Genomic DNA, 19,070 nt, shown 5'->3' on the forward strand with positions numbered 1-19,070 from the left:
AACGAACGGCCCTTTCGTCCACTCAGAGTGGACGAAAGGGCCGTTCGTTGCGCCTGCTGCGCCGCGCCCAGTGCCGCCGAGCGTACCGCCAGCTGCCTCTGGGTTCTACCAGGCGGAGGCCGGCGCCGCGACGGTTCGGCGATCATCGAGTTGGGCCGGGACTTGGTGGAACCCGGCCGCCGCGCTACTCTCCCGTCCCAGGTGAGCCGGGAAGGCTGGTCGGCGCGTCGCTGAACGCCGTCCGAAAGGCCTGGTCCCATGTCGTTCACCGCTCGTCCCGAGGTTCTCGTCTGCGGCGCCGGTGTCGCCGGCCCGGTCGTCGCCTGGTGGCTGCACCGCTACGGGTTCCGGGTCACCGTCGTCGAGCGCACACCCGAACACCGGCGCGGCATCGGCGGGCACGCCGTCGACCTCTTCGAGCCCGCGGTCGCGGTGCTCGATCGGATGGGTCTGGCGGGCCGGGTCGAGGAAGCGCGCACGCGCACCGAGCGGATCAGCGTGGAGCGGCCGGGACACCGGGCGGTGAGCGTGGACTTCGGTGCACTCAGCGCGTGGGTGTCCGACGGCCGCCACATCGAGGTCATGCGCGGCGAGCTGGCCGGGATCGTGCTGGCGGCCGCTGAGGCCGAGGTCGAGCACCGGTTCGGCGACGCCGTGCGCACCCTCCGGCAGGACGCCGGCGGCGTGCTGGTGGAGTTCGACAGCGGCCGCACGCGACGGTTCGACTTGGTCGTCGGCGCGGACGGGCTCCACTCCGGCGTGCGGCGGCTCGTGTTCGGCCCGGAGCACCTGTTCGCGCACCACCTCGGCGGGTACCTGGCGGCGTTCACGCTGCCCGATCACCGCGGCCTGCCGGGGCACATGGTGGTGCACCCGGAGGTCGACCGGCTGGTCGGGGTCTACCCGGTGTGGCAGACGGGGCAGGCCCGGGCCGTGGTGCTGTTCCGCACGCGGGAGCCGGTGCGGTTCGACCACCGGGACGTCGCGCAGCAGCAGGCCCTGCTGCGAACGGTGTTCGCCGACGCCGGGTGGGAGGTTCCGCGGCTGCTGGACGCCGCGGACTCCGCGGAGGACTTCTACCTCGACGAGATCTCCCAGATCCGGATGGACGCCTGGTCGCGGGGGCGGGTGGCGCTGGTCGGGGACGCTGCCTACGCACCCGGCCCGGCGGTGGGCGGCGGCACCACGCTGGCCGTGGTCGGGGCGTACGTGCTGGCGACCGCGTTGGCCGAGGCCGCCGGGCAGCCAGGGGCCGCGTTCGGGGCGTACGAGCGGGAGATCGGCGACTACGTGCGGCGCAGCCAGGCCCTCGCCCCTGCGCTCATGCGGTCGCTCGTCCCGCGCTCGGTGTGGGACATCCGCGCCCTGGTGGCCTTCGCACACGCCGTGCCCCGGTTGCCGAGCGGGCTGCTGCGCCGGATCACCGCGGCCCAGTCCGGTCCTGCGCGCACGATGGCGTCCTTCGCCCCGCCCGCACCAGCAGCACCCTTGCCGGTGCCCGCTGCCGAGCCGGTCAGTGACCGCCCGCCCGCGGTCGTCGCGCTGTCGGACGCCGCTGAGCATCGCGACGTGATCGGCGGGAAGGCGGCCGGGCTGGCGGAGCTGATCGCGGCGGGGGAGCGGGTGCCCCCTGGCTTCTGCGTCACCACCGTCGCGCACGACGCGGTGCGGGAGGCCGGCGCGCTGCCCGACCAGCTGCGCAAGGAGATCGTCACCGCCTACGAACGGCTGGGCGGGGGCGCGGTGGCGGTGCGGTCCAGCGCCACCGCGGAGGACCTGCCGCACGCCAGCTTCGCCGGACAGCACGACACCGTGCTGGACGTGCGCGGTGCGGATGCGGTGATCGAGGCCGTGCAGCGGTGCTGGGCGTCCCTGACGGGGGAGCGGGCCGTCGCGTACCGCGCTGCCGACGGGATCGGCGAGGGCATCGACGACGCAACCGTCCGCATGGCGGTGGTGGTGCAGCGGATGATCGAGCCGGCCGCCGCCGGTGTGCTGTTCACGGCGAACCCGATCACGGGCGCGCGCGGCGAGATGGTCGTCGACGCCACCGCGGGCCGCGGCGACGCGGTCGTCGACGGCACGGTGCGCGCCGACCACTACGTGCTCGACGGTCCCGCGCCCGTGAGCGACGGCGGGTGCTTGAGCAGCGCGCAGCTCGCGCAGCTGTGGGCGGTGGGGGAGCGGCTGCAGCGGCGGTCCGGATCACCGCGCGACGTCGAGTTCGCCTTCGCCCGCGACGGCGTGCTGTGGCTGCTGCAGTCGCGGCCGGTCACCACCCTGTTCCCGCTGCCCCGCACGACACCGGCGGACCTGCGGGTCTACTTGGAGTGCGGGAACCTCCAGGGCATGCTGCGCCCGTTCACCCCGATGGGCATGGCGGGCATGCGCGCCGCCGCCGCGCACCTGATTCGGGCGCTCGGGATGTCCGCTGACCCGGTCACGCAGACGCGCGGGCTCGTCGAGGCCGCGGGGCGCATGTACCTGGACATCACCCCGTTCGTGCGCAGCGCAGTCGTCCGGCCGCGGCTCCTGGAGGGCATGCGGACGTACGGGCCCCGGGTCACCGACGCGCTCGCGCGGGTGCTGGACGATCCGCGGCTCGCACCGGTGCGCGGGCTGCCGTTCCGGGTGCGCACCGTGCTCCGGGTGGGTGCGCGGCTGGCACCGGGACTGATCGCCGGGTTCGTCGCCGCGGTCATCGCCCCGGGGCGCACCCGGCGGCGGGCGTTCGCGGTCGCCGACGAGATCCGGCTGGCCGGCGAGGCCCCGCTCGATGCGCGGACCGCGGCCGATCACGTGCGGCGCGCCGCGGAGACCCAGGCGCCGTTCGTCGAGCGATCGCCTGCGATGCTGGCGCCGCTGTACGCGGCGATGGCCGCCCATGCGATGGCCGCGCGGCTGCTGCGCGGCGTCGCCGCTGAAGGCGAGGTCGACGAGACCCTGCGCGGGATGCCGTACAACGTCACCACCGAGATGGATCTCGCGCTCTGGCGGGTGGCCGAGGCGGCGGCGCCGCACCGTGAGCTGCTGCTGGGAACGGCCCCGGCCGAGCTGGCGGCGCGGTACTGCGCGGGCGAGCTGCCCGACATCGGCCTCGCCGCGTTCCTGCGCGAGTACGGCCACCGCGGGGTGGCGGAGGTCGACGTCGGAGTGGAGCGGTGGGCGGAGGACCCGACCGCGGTGTTCGCCGCGCTCGCGGGCTACCTGCGGCTCGACGATCCCGAGCAGGCTCCGGACCGGCGGTTCGCCGCAGCCGCTGACGCCGCGGTCGCGAAGATCGACGAGTTGGTGGCCAGGGCCCGGCCCACCCGGCCGCTGCGGGCCCGGCTCGCGGGCCTGTTGTTGCGCCGCTCGCGGGAGCTCGCCGGGCTGCGGGAGCTGCCGAAGTCCGTCTGGCTCCACTCGATCCGCCGGATGCGGACACATCTGCTCGCCGCCGGTGCGGAGCTGCATGGTCGCGGGCTGCTCGACCGGCCCGAGGACGTCATGTTCCTCGACCTGCGGGAGGCCCTCGCGGCCGCCGAGGGCACGGACCTGCGCGCGCTCGTCGAGCGGCGGCGCGCCGAGTACGAGCGGGAGATGCGGCGACGCACCGTCCCCGTCCTCATGCTGTCCGACGGCACTGTCCCCGAGGCGCTCGTGCCCCGCGGCCCGGTGCCGGCCGGGGCACTCGTCGGGATGGCGGCCGCCCCCGGCCGGGCAACGGGGCGGGCTCGGGTGGTGCTCGACCCGGCCGGGGCACGCGTCGAGCCCGGCGAGGTCCTCGTCGCGCCGACCACCGACCCGGGCTGGACACCGCTGTTCATGACCGCGGCCGGGCTGGTCACCGAGACCGGGGCGCCGATGGCGCACGGCCCCACCGTCGCGCGGGAGTACGGCATCCCCGCCGTCATCTGCGTCCGCGACGCGACCAAGGTGATCAGCACCGGGCAGGTCATCACCGTCGACGGGGCAGCCGGGACGGTGGTGGTCGAGGAGGGTTCGTCCGGCTGAGCGGTCCCGCCGCGTCGGCAGTGCGCCATCTACCGGCCCTGACGGACGATCGCTACCGTCGAGGCTCTCGGCGGTCGTTCGACCGTCCACATCGCCGCTCTCGAGGGGGATCCCGTGTCGGCCGAGGCCAACAGGAAGATCGTGTCCGATGCCTTCGCGGCGTGGCGCGAGGGCCGTTCCCACGTCAGCAGCCTCTTCGCCGACGACATGAGGTGGGAGGTGACCGGGCGGTCGAAGTCGGCCAAGGTCTACCCGAACAAGCAGGCGTTCGTCGACGAGGTGCTGGTGCCGTTCGCTGCGCGGTTCGCCCCGGAGGCGCCGTTCCGGCCGGTGGCGATCCGCGGCATCTACGCCGACGGTGACACGGTCGTCGTCGTCTGGGACGGGGAGGGAACCACCCGCATCGGGAGCACGTACCGCAACACGTACTCGTGGTTCCTGACGTTCCGCGACGGGCTGGTGGTCGACGCCCTCGCGTTCTTCGACAGCATCGCCTTCGACGAGCTCTGGGACGGCGTGGCACCCGGCGAGTGACGTTCGTCCGGACCCGCTGACGGCGGCGCGGGACCGGACCGAGGCCCTGGGGGCCCGCACTGGATCGCGCCGGCCGCGAGCAACCCTTCCCGGAAGGTCTTTCCGCAACCCCCGAGGATCTCGTCGCCGGGCGAGGTGTCGTCGGCCTCGCTCTGAACGATCAGGTCAGTGTCGCCCAGGCGTACCCGATCGCTGGTGCTCGGCCCGTACATCGCCGCACAGACGCTGCGGTCGACGGTGGTCTCGGGAGGCTCCATCGTCGGTCGGGTCGGTGAGGAGGAATCGTGAGGCGCGACCTGCGCCCGCCAGCGGTACCAGGGAGACCGACGGGTCTCGCCCGGCGCCCAGGAGAGGGAAGTTCCGGCGGGAATGTCGAGCCGCATCCCCGCAGCGGTCGGCCGATCCATGCGCAGTCCCTCTTGGCGTGTGCGATCGGGAGGAGCGAGGAGACGTGGATCAGTGAGTCGGTCGCGTTGGTGCTCTCCAGCTCCACGCGGCGTCGGCCGGGGCGATCGCCACGGGCTCGGCGCACAGCTCGAGCCCACCGGGCGCGTCCGGATCCGGTGGACCGATCTCCGGTGTGTCTGGATGGCGCTGATTCGGTCCCTGCCATCGCCGCGACGCTGTTCTGCCGCCGCAACACCGTTCTCAACCACCTCCGCCGCCTCGCCCAGCTCACCGGTCGAGATCCGCGCCACCCGGCCGACGCCGCGCTGCTCACGCTCGCTCTCCACACTGCCGACACCCGCTCCGCACACGTCAGCCGAGCAGGGAGGGCATCGCGACCGGTGACGCGCGGGCCCGCGAGCACGGCGTCGAGGCGCGGAACCCGCTGATGTGGGGCTGGACCCGCTTCGGTGGACAGCCGGTAGGACGGGACCGGTCGTCTCAGGTGGTGTTCGCGGCTGCACCGGAGCGAGACGCGGATCCGGGCTGCGATCGGCCGATGCAGGAAAGCCGCTCTCCGGCCACGCAGTGGTGCGAGAGAGCGGCTCACCTGCGCTTCCGCCGGCGGACGCGGGACGCCTCAGCGCGCAGACGCTGTCAGGGCACCGACAGGATCGTCACGACGCAGGCGTTCCCGTCCATCCCGGCCGCACCGCCGCCCATCGTCTCCACCAGTCCGACGCGGTGCCGCGCCACCTGCCGAGCCCCCGCCGTGCCGCGCAGCTGCCAGGCGATCTCGGCGATCTGGGCGGTGCCGGTGCCGCCGAGGGGGTGCCCGCGGGAGAGCAGGCCGCCGCTGGGGTTCACCGGCTGGGCGCCGTCGCGCGCGGTGTGCCCGGAGGGGGCCAGCTCCGCGCCCTTGCCGCGCGGGGCGAGGCCGAGGGCCTCGAGGGTGATGATCTCGCCGATCGTGAAGGCGTCGTGCACCTCCAGGACGTCGATCTCGGCGGGGGAGCGGCCCGCCTGCTCGTACGCCTGCTCGGCGGCGCGGGCGACACTGGCGTAGCCCCACACGTCCGGACTGCGGTGGTCCCACAGCGCGCCGGAGACCATCGCCGAGGCCTCGATCCTCAGGTCGTTCGGGTTGTTCCGCTCGCGGCCGACGATCACCGCGCCGGCCCCGTCGGTGGTGGGGCAGCACTGCAGGAACGTCAGCGGTTCGGCGATCATCCGGGAGGACAGGACCTCCTCGATCGTCGGCGCCTTGTCCCGCAGCTGGGCACGCGGGTTGTCCAGGCCGTTGCGCTTGTTCTTCACCGCGATGGCGGCGAGCTGCTCGGGCGTCACCCCGAACTCCTGCATGTACCGCTGGGCCTGCAGCGCGTACAACCCGGGCAGCGGCAGTGACGACGCGCCCTCCGGGTCGGTCGCCTCCGGTACGATCGCGCCGGAGAACAACGTCGACATCTGGTCAACGCCCAGCACGAGCACACAGCCGAACCGGCCGCGCCGCACCGCCTCGACGGCCTCGTGGTAGGCGCTGGTGCCGCTGGCGCAGGCGTTCTCCACCGTCCACATCGGCACTCCGGGCAGGCCGAGACCGCGCTGCACCCGGGTCGCGACGCCGGGTGGTCCGAACACTGTGCCGACGACGATCGCCTCGATCTGCCACGGCTGGATCCCCGCATCGGCGACCGCCTCCGCGATCGCGGTCCAGGCCAGCTCCTCGACGCGCTTCTCCGGCTGCAGCCGGTACTGACTGGTGCCGACGCCCCACAGCATCACCCCGGTCACGCTGCCACCTCCGCTACCAGGTCACCGTCGTCCGTGCCGGTGATCCGCAGCCGGGTGCCGATCGGCACCACCGCGGGCTCGGCGAGGTGCACGAGCACCCGTGGGCCGTCGTCGAGATCCAGGTACGCCAGCGCGAACGGCGGCTTCCGCCCCCCGACGGCGATCTGCACCACCGTCGACGACCAGGCGATCCCGGTCGTCGCGAACCGGGCTTCGGCGACCGAGCCGTAGCAGACGGGGCACCACGGGATCCTGCGCTGCGGGACTGGGTAGCGGCACTGCGTGCAGCGGAGCCCCACCACCGCGGCGTCCGCACCGGCGCCGTCGAGGACGGGGCGGGGATCGGCGACGGGGAGCCCGCCGACGGCCGCCCCCGGCCGGCGCTTCGTGGGCCGGCCGACTCCCAGTTCGCTCATCAGTGATCACCTTCCAGGGTCAGTTCGAAGCCGGGGCCCTCGATGTGCAGGTAGGACCCGACGGCGGTCTCGACGAGCCGGCGGATGAACCTGCCCTCCTCCGTGGTGGGGGCGAAGTCGCGGTTGCGCTGCGGGGTGGCCCGCATGGCCTCCACGTCCGACTCCGGCACCAGCAGGCGCAGGATCAGCTCGTCGTCGGAGATCGAGCCACCGAACCGCTTGCGCAGCTCCTCCAGCGAGGGCTGCGGTGGCTCCCAGTCGGAGTAGGTCTTCGCCTTCGCCGAGCTCATGATGGTGTCGAGCACGTCCTGGTCGAGCGGCCCGACCGGCTTCCCGTAGAAACCGTGGACGTAGATCATCACCTCGTCCGGCACCACCGAGTACCGCTTCCCGGTGACGACGTTGAGCACCGCCTGGGTGCCCACGAGCTGCGAGAACGGGGTCGCCATCACCGGGTAGCCCAGCTCCTCGCGCACCCGGGCCATCTCGTCGAGGACCTCCTCGAAGCGGTCCTCCATCCCGTGCTGGCGCAGCTGGTTCTTGAAGGTTCCGGTCATGCCGCCGGGCAGCTGGTGGCGGTAGAGGAACAGGGAGTACTCCGCGGGCTGCCCGACCGGCAGGTCCTCGTACTCGGCCACCCGCAGCAGGTGCTCGGCCACCGGTGCGAACCGGCTCTCGTCGAGGTCGACGTCGAACCCGGCGTAGCGCAGGTTCGCCACCGTGTTCTCCGTCGATGGCAGCGACACCCCGGCCGCGAGCGGCTTCGACGCGGTGTGCACGATGTCCGCTCCGGCGAGCACTCCCTCCAGGTAGTTGATCGGGGCGAGCGCGTTGTTGCTGTGGAAGTGGATCTCCACCGGCAGGTCGCCCGCAGCCTGCTTGATCGCGGTGACCAGGGAGCGCGTGCGCTGCGGGGTGAGCAGCCCGGCGGCGTCCTCCAGCTCGATGCCGTCCACCCCGAGCGCGACCAGCTCCTTCGTGCGCTCCGCGTAGTACTCGTCGGTGTGGTAGGGGCTGTCGGCGTAGAGGATGCACGCGATCGCCTTCGCTCCCTCGGCCTGCGCGGTGCGGGCCAGCCGGCCGATCTTGTCGAGGTTGAACAGGCCGTCGTAGATCCAGAAGCTGCCGATGCCGTGCGCGACCAGCCGCTGCACCCACAGGTCCATCACGCTGTCCGCGGTCAGCCCGAAGGTGACGATGCCGTTGCTGCGGGTCCCGGCGCGGATCGTGGTACGCGGCATCGCCCGCGACAGCGACGTCAGCTGCTCCCACGGGTCCTCGCGGCAGTGCCGGGCCAGCACCTCGAAGATCGAGCTGCCGACCAGGTCGATCGTGTGGAAGCCGGTGCGGTCCAGTTCGCCCGCGATGGGCAGGCCCATGTCGCGGCGCATCCGCATGCCCCACCAGCTCTGCGGCCCGTCCCGCAGCGTCTGGTCGATGATCTCGATCTTCCGCCGTCCCCCGCCCGCGGTGCGCGGGGCCACGTCCAGGTAGGTCATCGCTGGTTCTCCAGGTAATCGGGCAGGCCGCGCCGGGTGATCCAGTCGGTGCTGACGCGGCCCGCGCGGAAGTCGGGGTGGTCGACAGCGGTCCGGCAGAACGCGCGCGTCGTCAGGACGCCTTCGACGCGCAGCTCGTCGAGGGCGCCGACCATGCGGTCGATCGCGGTGGCGCGGTCCGGACCGTGCGCGACGATCTTCGCCAGCAGCGAGTCGTAGTACGGCGTGACGACGTGGCCTGTCTCGCAGTGGCTGTCGACGCGGATGCCGGGGCCGCTCGGCGGCTCCCAGGCGGTGACGGTGCCGGGGGAGGGCAGGAACCCGCGCGCCGGGTCCTCGGTGGTGATGCGCACCTCGATGGCGTGGCCGGACAGCGTGACGTCGTCCTGGCCGATGCCGAGCGGCTCGCCGCCCGCCACGCGCAGCTGTGCGGCCACGAGGTCGAGCCCGGAGATCATCTCGCTCACCGGGTGCTCCACCTGGATGCGCGCATTGAACTCGAGGAACGCGTAGTCCTGCCGGTCGGCGTCGTAGAGGAACTCGACGGTGCCGGCGCTGTCGAGCCCGAGCGCCTCGGCGAACCGCACCCCGTCGCGCCGGATGTCCTGACGGACGTCCTCGGGCAGGTCCGGCGCCGGGGCCTCCTCGACCACCTTCTGGTGGCGGCGCTGCAGGCTGCAGTCGCGCTCGCCGACGTGCACGACGTTGCCGTGCTTGTCACCGAGCACCTGCACCTCGACGTGCCGGGCTCGGCGCACGAACCGCTCCAGGTAGACGCGGCCGTCGCCGAACGCCGAGCGCGCCTCCTCGGTCGCGACCGGGAAGCGGGCCCGCAGCTCGGCCTCGTCCTCGACCACGGACATGCCTCGGCCGCCGCCGCCCGCCGCGGCCTTGAGCAGCACGGGGTACCCCAGCTCGCCGGCTGCCGCCACCGCGGACTCGACGTCGTCGAGCACCGGTGAACCGGCGAGCGTGGGGATGCCTGCGCTGCGCGCCAGCTCCCGAGCACGGGCCTTGTCCCCGGCCTGCGCCACCGCCTCCGGCCGGGGCCCTACGAACACCAGGCCCTGCTCGACGCAGGCGCGTGCGAACTCGGGGTTCTCGCTCAGGAACCCGTAGCCGGGGTGGACGGCGTCGCAGCCGGTGCCCAGCGCGGCGGACAGCACCGACGGGACGGCCAGGTAGCTCTGGCCCGCCGGGGGCGGCCCGATGCAGATCGCGCGGTCGGCCAGCCGGGCGGCGAGCCCGTCGCGGTCGGCCGTGGAGGTGGCGACGACGGACTCGATGCCCAGCGCCCGGCACGCCCGCACCACTCGAACCGCGATCTCGCCGCGATTGGCGACGAGCACGCGGCGCAGCGGCCGGGCGATGTCCGGCCGCGCATGCGCGACGGCCGGACTACCCATCGTTCGGCCGGATCCAGAACAGCGGCTGGTCGAACTCCACGAACTCGGAGTTGGCGGCGCAGACCTGCACGATCGTGCCCGCCACCGGCGCGAGCACCGGGTTCATCAGCTTCATGACCTCGACGATCGCGAGCTGCTGGTCCTTCTCCACGACGTCGCCGACCTGCACGAACGGCGGTTGCCCCGGCGCGGGCGCTACCCAGAACGCACCCACTGCGGGCGACGTGGCGGCCACGCACCCGGTCAGGTCGAGCTCGACACCCGAGGCCGGGGCGGGCGGGGTCGGCTGGGCCGGGACCTGCGCCGCGGGCTCTGCCGTCCGGGGGGCCGGCTGCTCGGCCACCGCGGTCGCCGCGGGAGTGGCCTCCGCGGCGGGCGGCCGGGCCCCGGCGGGCGGCCCGTGCTTGCCCACGGCGATCCGCATGCCGTGCACGTTCACGGTCATACCGGTCCACTGCGAGTCGCGGAAGGTCCGCAGGATCTCCTGCACCTCCCGCAGCAGCACGGAGCCCGGGACCGGCGGCTCTCCGATCGTGCTCACGACGTCCCTCCGCTGTGCTCGATCGCGGCGAGCAGCACCGGCAGCCGGTGCTCGGCGACGATCGCCGCCACCCCGGACCGCAGTGCCGCGCGCACGCCCTCCGGGGTGGTGAAGACGGCGCCGCGCACCGTCTTCGTCCCCGCGGGGATCTCGGGCAGTTCCTCGCCCAGCTCGTCCGGCGGCAGTTCGTCGGCGTCGAACACCGGGCCGGGCGCGTCCGCACCGGGGGCGAGCACCTGGATCGGTGCCTGGGCGGTGGCCCACTCGGCCAGCCGCCGCAGGTCGTCGTCGGACGCCTCGGTGGCGGCCGAGGTGGGCAGCTCGCCCGCGTACACCTTTCCGCCGGTCGCGTCGACCGTGACGATCCGGCCCACCAACCGGTCGACCGTGCCCGCGCCGCAGCCGACCACGCAGGCGGTGTCCAGGGCTCGGCTCACGACCGCGGCGTGCGAGGTCGTGCCGCCCTGCTCGGTCACGACGGCTGCGGCGGCGATCATGCCGTGGACGTCGTCCGGGCTGGTGGAGCGGCGCACCAGGATCGCGTTGGGGGTGGTCTGCGCCTCCTCCGGCGTGGCGACCGCGAGACCGGTGGCGACACCGGGGCAGGCCGAGGTTCCGGAGGCGAGCAGCTCCGCCCCGTCGGCCGCGCCTTCGGTGAGCGTGGGTCGCAGCAGCGTGCGGATCTGCTCGGCCGTCACCCGCCGCACCGCCTGCGCCGGGGTGATCGCACCCTCGTCGACGAGCGCGACCGCGATCCGCACCGCGGCTCGCGCGGTGCGCTTCGCCGGACGCGACTGCAGCAGGAACAGCTCGCCGCGCTGCACCGTGAACTCGATGTCCTGCGCGTCGGCGCCCTCCCGGTCGAGCCGGTCGGCCGCGGCGATCAGCTCGTCGTAGACCGCGGGGTGGGTGTCCTTGAGGTGCTCCAGCGGCTTCGGGGTGACCCGGCCGGAAACGACGTCCTCTCCCTGCCCGCGGGGCAGGTACTCGCCGTACGGCTCACGCGCGCCGGTGACCGGGCTGCGGCTGAACAGCACCCCGGTACCGGAGTCGTCGTCGAGGTTGCCGAACACCATCGCCTGCACGGTGACGGCGGTGCCCAGGTCGTCCGGGATGCCGTAGTGCTTGCGGTAGGCCACGGAGCGGCGGGAGCGGCTGGACGCGAACACCGCTGCCACGGCGCCGCGCAGCTGCTCCCACGGGTCGGTGGGCACGCTCTCGCCCGTGTCCTCCAGGATCGCCGCCCGCACCGCCGCCGTGTCCGGCAGCTCGTCGAGCTCCTCGGTGCAGCCGAGCACCAGCCGGCCGTAGAAGCAGCTGAAGCGGCGGTGCACCTCAGCGGCGAACGCCGGGTCGCCCGTCTCCGCGGCCAGCGCGCGCTCGACCTCGTCGGTGCAGCCCAGATCGAGGATCGTGTCCATCATCCCGGGCATCGAGATCGCGGCGCCGGAGCGGACCGAGACCAGCAGCGGCCGCTCACCGCCGCCGAACGTGCGGGCCAGCTGCTGCTCCAGCAGCCGGATGCCGGCGGCCAGCTCGTCGGCCAGCCCGTCGGGCAGCTGCTCGCCGCCTGCGAAGTACGCCGCGCACGCCTCGGTCGTCACGACGAACGCGGGCGGCACCCGCAGCCCGAGCGAGCGCATCCGCCACAGGCTCCACGCCTTGCCGCCGACCAGGTCACGGCTCGGCTCGACCGCCGGGTCGTCCGGCACGATCAGCCACCGGAACGAGCCGGACGCCGCCGGCGGGGCTTGCGCGCTCACCGCCGTGCTCATTCGGGACGCTCCCGCCCGGTCATCCGCAGCAGGTGCTCGTGCATCTGGAACCACACGGTGTGCACCGAGTCCACCCGCACGCCGCTGACGTAGTCGGTCTCGCCGCCCTCGGCGCGGGTGAGCGCGTCGCGGATGCGGTCGAGGAAGCGGTCGACCAGCGGGTCCAGGGCGATGACCGGGGCGAGGACCTTCGCGGTCTTGTCGACCACCCGCGACAGCTTGTCGAGGATCTTCCCGTCGTAGTCGGCATCGGCGTGGTCGTTCGGGACGCGCTCGCCGCCGATCTCCTTCGTCTGCCAGTCGGTGGTCAGCGACAGCACCTGCTTGTTGACGCCCGTCTCGAACGCGTTCATCGCGTCCGTGACGTCGGCGGTGCCGCGCAGCGCCGTGAACGCCTGCGGGTAGACGCCGTCGAGCACCTCGCGGCCCTTGGGCGTGATCATGTACTTGCCCTTGGCGGCCATGACCTCACCGGCGGCGACAGCTTTCTCCAGGCCGGCCTCGAGCTCGGCGAGGTCCTGCCCGGTCACCTCGGCGAGCTGCTCGGCAGTGGCGAGCTGCTTCAGCGTCAGCGAGTGCAGGGTGAGCTGGTACGGATCGAGCATCAGGAGTCCTCTCGTCGCGGAGCCTCGCCCCGCTGAGCGGCCAGCATCCGGTCGCGCACCTCGCGGCGCAGCGACTTGCCGACCGGGCTGGTGGGCAGTTCGGGCCAGATCTCGACGACCTTGGGCCGCTTGAACCCGGCGAGGCGGTCGGTGCAGAACGCGCGGATCTCCTCCGGATCGGCGGGGGAGCGCAGCACGACGGCCGCGGTGACCCGCTCGCCCCACTTCTCGTCCGGGATCCCCACGACGGCGGCCTCGACCACGGCGGGATGGGAGAGCAGCACGTCCTCGACTTCGCGCGGATAGACGTTGAAGCCACCCGAGATGATCACGTCGTGCCGGCGGTCCAGCAGGTACAGGTAGCCCTGCTCGTCCCAGCGGCCGATGTCGCCGGTGTGCAGCCAGCCGTCCGGTTCCTTCGTCTGGGCGGTGGCCTCCGGCCGGCGCCAGTAGTGGTCCATCGTGTGCGGGCCGCGGGTCAGCACCTCGCCGACCTCACCGGGCCCGAGCGAGCGGCCCTCGGCGTCGCGGATGTCGACCTCGACGAACGTGTACGGCTTGCCGGCCGACGCCAGTCGCTCCGGGGTGTGCTCCCACGGCTGTAGGCAGGTGATCGCCAGCGGAGCCTCGGCCTGCCCGTACAGCTGGGTGAAGATCGGGCCGAGCAGGTCGATGCCGCGCTGCAGCACCGAGGTCGCGATCGGAGCGCCCCCGTAGCAGAGCCGCTCGAGCGTCAGGTCCGCCTTCGGGGTGTCCGGGTGCTCCAGGAGCATCCCGATCATCGTCGGGACCATGAACGTGGTGGTGGCGCGGTGCTTCTGCGCCACCTCCAGGAACGCCGCCGGGGTGAACTTCGGCAGGATGACGTTGGCGGCACCCTTCACCAGATGCGGCAGGAAGAAGGCGCCGCTGCCGTGGGTGATGGGGGCCGCGTGCAGCATCACCGACTCCGGCCGCAGGTTGGGCAGCAGGTCGACCAGGAAGTTGTCGATCTCGGCCAGCTCGCTGCGGGTGGTGAGCACGACGGCCTTCGGCTTGCCGGTGGTGCCCCCGGTGTAGGCCAGGCGGAACGGGGCGCCCGGGTCGCGCGGTACGTCGCACGGTCCCTCCGGGGCCGACTCGATCATGCCGGGCAGCTCGTCCGCGGTGATCATGATCTCGACCCGGGTCGGTGGGTCGGCCACGTGCACCAGGGCGCGCGCCTGCGAGTCGTCGATCTTGAACGCGTGCTCGTGCGGGGTTTCGCGAGCGTTCAGCGGTACCCGGACCAGGCCAGCCTTGGCCAGCGCGTAGTAGGTGACCACGCCGTCGATGCTGTTCGGCAGCAGCACGGCGACTCGGTCCCCGGGCTCGAGGCCGCGGGCGAGCAGGGCGTGTCCCAGTCGGTCGGTCAGGGCGTCGAACTCGGCGAACGACACGACGCGCTCGCCGTCGATCAGCGCGGGCGCGTCGCCGTACTGGCGGCCCGCCCGGCGGATCAGGTCTGCGATCTGCACGGGGGCTCCTCGGGAAGGGACGACCGGCCGCGGTCGGTGCGACGGCGCGGCCGGTCGCCCACCATCAGTGCAGGTCGGCGCGGCGCAGGCCCGCGCCGCGCCCGGCCAGGTTGCGGCTGGTGCGCTGGGTGAGCTTGTACAGCTCGTCGGCGCGCTCGCTGCGGTAGTTGCGCTTCACCCACTCCTCGTCGAGGTAGCGGTTGGCGCCCTGCAGCACCGAGGGGGTGAACTCGCGCGCCCGCCGGTTGTACTCATCGATCTCCAGCCGGCCCTGGCTGGTCGTCCAGAGCCCGGTCTTGGGCGGCAGGCTCGATGAGCCGGACAGCTGGTTCCCCGCCGTCGGTGCGAAGTCGTCATCGACGAGCACCGAGTACGGGATACCGGTCAGCATGTTCTGGTTGAGCCCGGAGTAGCGGGCCATCGTGTACTCGTTCGCCTTCTGGTGCGGGAAGCCCAGCAGGCCCACCATCTCGGCCAGGTTGTCGCGGCCGTACTCGTCGTTCATCAGCGGCTTGAACCGCTGCACCCGGTCGTCGATCTGGAACCAGTCGTCCTGGCGGTAGGTGCCGGCGAGGTGCGCGAAGTCCTTCGCCACCGACGAGTACACCAGCGCACCGGCGTCGATCATCTGCTCGCGCGTCCAGGTCGCGATGCGCTTCCACAGATCGGCCGTGGCCTGGTTGAGGATCTCGCGATAGTTCTCCATGGTCTCGGCCAGGGTCTCCGCGTTCTCCATCGCCACCGGCACGTAGCCGTCGGTCAGCGCGTCGGCGGTGTACATGCCGACGGCCACGATGTTGTTCGCGTCGTAGGCCGGTTCCGCCTCGAACGACGCCCAGTCGTCCATCAGGTGGAAGTTGGTGTCCTTGAAGACGATCGGGATCGTCAGGTTCATGTGGGGCAGCTGCGTCGCGATGCCGTCGAGCCAGGGGTAGTCGCCCTCGGTCAGCTCGAAGAAGTCGCGGACGATCAGCTGCCGGTTCTCGCCGAAGTTGTACGGGCCGGAGGTGTGGATGCCGATCCGGCACTCGCAGTGGGCCAGGAACGCGAACTGCGACAGCTGCGCGATGAGCTTGGTGGCCGCGGTGTGCAGCCGGTCGCCCGGGGTCACGCCGTGCAGGTCGGCCTCGAACACCTGCAGGGTGCGCTCGGGCAGGTACTGGCTGCGGTCGCCGAACTCCTTGTTGGTCAGGTGCCCGTCGTTGCGGTGGTAGGAGAGGTTGAACCGGCGGGAGAAGTCCAGCACGTCGACCACGTCCTGGACCGCGTCGGCCGGGCCGAGCAGACCCCAGTTCATGAGCATCTCTCGGCCGATCAGGTAGAAGGCCGGCATGCCCCAGGCGGCGTTGACGGTGTTGACCTTGAGCGACACCTCGCGCGCCCGGTCGCCCAGCTCCTCCGCCGGCGTGACTGCGTCGATCTCCCGAAGCAGCGTCGGCAGCCGGTAGAAGGTGTTGAGGTAGCTGAGCAGCATGTACGGGTTCATCGGGAACAGCTTCGACTCCTGGACCGTGCGCGTGATGCACAGCCAGTACGTCGTGTCCGACAGCTGCCGCAGGTAGTTGTTCGCCTCGAGCAGACGGCGGTAGTCGATCTCCATGTCACGCGCCCTTCTCGTGCAGCCAGATCCGGGCGTGCCCGGTGTCGCCGGTCTCGTACGCGTCGGCGGCCGGCGGTGCGGCGGTCACCTCGATCTCGACGACGTCGCCGTCGGAGATGGCGTCGATCGTGCAGTTCATGAGGGTCGGCACGTCGTACTCGCGGGCCAGGATGCCCAAGTGCGAGCGCACCGTGCCGCCGAGGCAGATGACGCCGGCGAAGCCCTCGATGATCGGCGCGGTGAGCGTGCCGCCGGAGTCGTCGATGACAGCGATCGTCCCCGGGGGGACGCCGTCGGCCAGGTAGCTCATGACCTGCTCGGTGGTCGAGATCAGCGCGGCCTCGCCGACCACGTTCTCGGACTTGCGCAGCACGTTGTCGCCGACCCCGACCTGGCGGCGGCCGTCGCTCGACTCGCCGTCGGCGAACGTCGCCCCGGTCCGCTCCGGACGCTTGTACTTGTGCGGCTCGGACTCCAGCGACACCGTCGCGGAGAACTCGAACCGGTAGCCGTCGTCCAGCGCGGCCTGCTCGATCGCCTGCGCATCGGAGAGCGAGAACAGGTCGAACTGGCGGGCGAAGACCACGTCCTTCCACGCCGCGCCGGTCGCGGCGAACCGCTTGGCGGCCAGCTCACGGACCGCTGAGTTGAACCGGGCGGGGAGCGGAAGCACCTCGGTCGTACCCCACTTGGGTGGGGTGTGTGCGGGCACAGTCGCCTGCTGTGCGGAATCGGACATCGTCACCTCACTGGGACCGGAGCGGGTGTGTTCGCGCAGGTGGGCCGCCCGCCGTCGAGACCGGCGTTCCCGCGCCCGCGCCAGCCACCCGAGCGGCCCCCTGCTGTTCACGGGGACGAAACGTAGGTAGCTTTATCTCTGTGACCCAGTCCACGTTGGTGGACAGTCCGGCGTCGACGTCGACGATCCGGTCCGACCGGCGCCGGCCTCGTCCCGCGCTGCGAACAGTCGACTACGAGCGCGCGTTCGATGTGCTCGAGGGCTGCGATCGCGCGCCCTCTCTCCCGGATTTCCGGGAGCAGATGGTGGAGGCGCTGTGCCGCCATTTCGGGCTCAGGCACGTCTCGTTCTTCGCCGGCGCCACCTTCCACAACGTCTTCGGCGACCACGCGCCGCTCGTCGAGGGCGCGACGAAGAAGATGCTGCCGGAGTACCTGGAGCGGTGGAACCGGTTCGACCTCTTCGGCTCACCGCCCGCGATGCGTCAGCTCGTGTCGAGCGGCGTCTCGTCGCTCTCCGAACTGCAGTCCCGCGGCAATCTCCCGGCGTCCGCCGAGGCATACGTCCGGCATTTCTTGGTGTCGACGTGGCGGATGGAGTCCGCGACGGCGATCCGGCTCGAGCTGCCGGGCGGTCACACCGCGCTGGTAGGCATCTTCGACCAGCGCGCGGACAAGCTCGGCCCGCCGGAGCTGGCCACGATGCGCCTGCTCAGCAGGCAGTTGTCGGCGATCGCGCGCCGGCTCCCGCCGACCCGCCCGAAGGCGGCGCTGGCTGGGCTCTCGGAGCGGCAGCGACAGGTCGTGCAGCTGGTGGCGGACGGCTTGTCGAACGCCGACATCGCCGTGGCGCTGTCGCTGGCGGAGGACAGCGTCAAGAAGTACGTGAGCCGCATTCTCGCGGCCACGGGATGCCAGTCGAGAATGGAGCTGGCGCTGCTCGCGCGGTCGATCTGAGCGGCGAGTCGCGGTTTTTCCTGACGCCGATTTGTGGGTTCCGGGGTAAGCCCGGTCCTCGTTGCGGACGACGTTTCTGTGGAAGCGAATCGATTCAGCCGACGATAACGTTGTTCTCGACGCAGCACCCCGATCGTGCGCACGACGAGATCGCCGTCCTCATACGGACGGCGATCTCGTGCGCTCCTACAGGAAGGAGGTCTCCCGGGTGAGGCCGTACTTCGGGTGCTCGCCGATCACCATCGACTCGAAGATCCCGTAACCGGTCGCCTCGCCCTCGCGGACGCGGATCACGCAGTCCCGCAGCTGGTGGACCTCCTCGAGGGCTTCCCGGGTCGTGACATCGGCGAACCGCTCGCCGTCGAGGTGCTGCGGTCCGAGCCACTGCCCGTGCCGGTGTCCGCGGAACCCGAAGTAGAGCCCGGTACCCAGGTGGAACCCGGTGTCGCTGATCGGCTCGATCTCCACGGTGCGGACCTTGCCCCACCCCGCATCGAACGTGATCTTGCCGCCGAGCAGTCGCCGGTTCACCGGGTCGTACTTGAGCTCGTCCTCCATGGCGTGCAGCGGCGTCTGCGTGCCGTCCGGGTGGTTGACGAACCCGGAGAAGTACGTGGTCTCGCCGTTGACCCACTGGCGGTAGTGGTGGATCTCGTAGTGCGAGCCGTCCGGGTTGCGCAGGTACATCGGGCTCCAGGTGAGCAGGAAGTCCTGCGCGAGCCGGTCGGGCTTGTAGACGTCCGGCGCCGGGTGGCCGACGTCCATCCGCACGCCCCAGGAGTGGTCGCGGAACCCGAACCACTCCTCGTCGCGGACGACGATCTCCTCGCCGTCGATCCAGACCTTCCCGCTGACCGTGGACGACTGGTGGTAGCGCAGCAGATCGGACTGCACGCGGAAGCCGACCGGTTCCCGCTGTGCGTCCTTGCGCTCCAAGAACGGCGGCAGCACGCCGGTGACGGTGAGGTCGAAGCGGATCGGTAGGATGTGGTTCTCCCGCAGCACGAACCGCACCTTCTTGAGCGGCTCGATGATCTCGTAGTCCAGCGGCCCGACGCCGATCCGTTCGGGATCGAGATCGAGCTGGCGGCTCGCACGGACGGTCAGCTGCTCCTTCTGCCGCGAGATGCCCGCGAACATGTCCATGACGTTGCGGTTGTGGTACTTGCCCAACCCCACGTCGACCTGCAGCGAGCCGTCCCGGGCGAACAGCGACGCCCATAGCTTCTCGGTCCAGGAGATGTCCGCGTGCGCGATCGTCGCGAACGTCTCCGGGGTCTGGTGGCACAGCAGCTCGTCGGCTGCCATGAGTTTCTGCATCGACTG

15 protein-coding genes and 1 pseudogene are annotated in these 19,070 nt (G+C 72.0%); 4 read left to right on the forward strand and 12 right to left on the reverse strand.

Annotation, left to right across the window (positions count from 1 at the left end):
* Positions 1–258: 258 nt before the first annotated feature.
* Positions 259–3,996, forward strand: coding sequence for a PEP/pyruvate-binding domain-containing protein (locus tag BUE41_RS27550; protein WP_234997624.1), 3,738 nt, complete (start codon positions 259–261; stop codon positions 3,994–3,996).
* Positions 3,997–4,137: 141 nt separating this feature from the next.
* On the forward strand, positions 4,138–4,530 hold the full coding sequence (locus BUE41_RS32285) for a nuclear transport factor 2 family protein (protein WP_159444978.1): 393 nt from the start codon (positions 4,138–4,140) through the stop codon (positions 4,528–4,530).
* A gap of 86 nt (positions 4,531–4,616) precedes the next feature.
* Here the strand turns inward: BUE41_RS32285 and BUE41_RS32750 are convergent.
* Positions 4,617–4,937: pseudogene (locus BUE41_RS32750) on the reverse strand (urease subunit beta); the annotation flags it as partial.
* Positions 4,938–5,108: 171 nt separating this feature from the next.
* On the opposite strand from BUE41_RS32750, the gene BUE41_RS32295 reads away from it, so the two are divergent.
* The gene (locus BUE41_RS32295; protein WP_073460272.1) at positions 5,109–5,366 is read left to right on the forward strand and encodes a helix-turn-helix domain-containing protein; all 258 of its coding nucleotides are present in this window, start codon (positions 5,109–5,111) and stop codon (positions 5,364–5,366) included.
* A 208-nt stretch (positions 5,367–5,574) separates the two neighbouring features.
* On the opposite strand, the gene BUE41_RS27570 is transcribed toward BUE41_RS32295, so the two are convergent.
* From BUE41_RS27570 to BUE41_RS27615, 10 genes are all read right to left on the reverse strand, one after another.
* On the reverse strand, positions 5,575–6,711 hold the full coding sequence (locus tag BUE41_RS27570; RefSeq protein ID WP_143172407.1) for a thiolase family protein: 1,137 nt from the start codon (positions 6,709–6,711) through the stop codon (positions 5,575–5,577).
* A complete protein-coding gene (locus BUE41_RS27575) occupies positions 6,708–7,127 on the reverse strand; it encodes a Zn-ribbon domain-containing OB-fold protein (protein ID WP_073460273.1) in 420 nt (139 codons plus the stop codon). The genes BUE41_RS27570 and BUE41_RS27575 overlap by 4 nt, the downstream gene beginning before the upstream one ends.
* Positions 7,127–8,626: a carboxyltransferase gene (locus tag BUE41_RS27580; RefSeq protein ID WP_073460274.1), complete on the reverse strand. Its 1,500-nt coding sequence runs from the start codon at positions 8,624–8,626 to the stop codon at positions 7,127–7,129. The genes BUE41_RS27575 and BUE41_RS27580 overlap by 1 nt, the downstream gene beginning before the upstream one ends.
* Entirely contained in the window at positions 8,623–10,032 is a 1,410-nt protein-coding gene (locus BUE41_RS27585; protein WP_073460275.1) for an acetyl-CoA carboxylase biotin carboxylase subunit, read from the reverse strand. The genes BUE41_RS27580 and BUE41_RS27585 overlap by 4 nt, the downstream gene beginning before the upstream one ends.
* Positions 10,025–10,573: an acetyl-CoA carboxylase biotin carboxyl carrier protein gene (locus tag BUE41_RS27590; protein WP_073460276.1), complete on the reverse strand. Its 549-nt coding sequence runs from the start codon at positions 10,571–10,573 to the stop codon at positions 10,025–10,027. The genes BUE41_RS27585 and BUE41_RS27590 overlap by 8 nt, the downstream gene beginning before the upstream one ends.
* Entirely contained in the window at positions 10,570–12,336 is a 1,767-nt protein-coding gene (locus BUE41_RS27595) for a pyruvate, phosphate dikinase (RefSeq protein WP_234997625.1), read from the reverse strand. Before BUE41_RS27595 ends, BUE41_RS27590 begins: the two co-directional genes overlap by 4 nt.
* An 8-nt stretch (positions 12,337–12,344) precedes the next feature.
* The gene (locus tag BUE41_RS27600) at positions 12,345–12,953 is read right to left on the reverse strand and encodes a hypothetical protein (protein WP_073460278.1); all 609 of its coding nucleotides are present in this window, start codon (positions 12,951–12,953) and stop codon (positions 12,345–12,347) included.
* A complete protein-coding gene (locus tag BUE41_RS27605) occupies positions 12,953–14,449 on the reverse strand; it encodes a class I adenylate-forming enzyme family protein (protein ID WP_073460279.1) in 1,497 nt (498 codons plus the stop codon). The genes BUE41_RS27600 and BUE41_RS27605 overlap by 1 nt, the downstream gene beginning before the upstream one ends.
* 64 nt (positions 14,450–14,513) lie before the next feature.
* On the reverse strand, positions 14,514–16,049 hold the full coding sequence (locus tag BUE41_RS27610; RefSeq protein WP_073460280.1) for a hypothetical protein: 1,536 nt from the start codon (positions 16,047–16,049) through the stop codon (positions 14,514–14,516).
* A 1-nt stretch (position 16,050) separates the two neighbouring features.
* Positions 16,051–16,788, reverse strand: a complete 738-nt coding sequence (locus BUE41_RS27615; protein ID WP_073460281.1) for a PEP-utilizing enzyme — start codon at positions 16,786–16,788, stop codon at positions 16,051–16,053.
* Positions 16,789–16,928: 140 nt separating this feature from the next.
* Between BUE41_RS27615 and BUE41_RS27620 the strand changes: the two genes are divergently transcribed.
* The gene (locus tag BUE41_RS27620) at positions 16,929–17,744 is read left to right on the forward strand and encodes a helix-turn-helix transcriptional regulator (RefSeq protein WP_084755979.1); all 816 of its coding nucleotides are present in this window, start codon (positions 16,929–16,931) and stop codon (positions 17,742–17,744) included.
* A gap of 186 nt (positions 17,745–17,930) precedes the next feature.
* Here the strand turns inward: BUE41_RS27620 and BUE41_RS27625 are convergent, their stop codons facing one another.
* Positions 17,931–19,052 carry an Rv3169 family protein gene (locus BUE41_RS27625; RefSeq protein ID WP_200804136.1) on the reverse strand — a complete coding sequence of 374 codons (1,122 nt, stop codon included), beginning with the start codon at positions 19,050–19,052 and terminating at the stop codon, positions 17,931–17,933.
* Positions 19,053–19,070: the final 18 nt, after the last annotated feature.

The organism is Pseudonocardia thermophila (assembly GCF_900142365.1).
Classification (GTDB): domain Bacteria; phylum Actinomycetota; class Actinomycetes; order Mycobacteriales; family Pseudonocardiaceae; genus Pseudonocardia; species Pseudonocardia thermophila.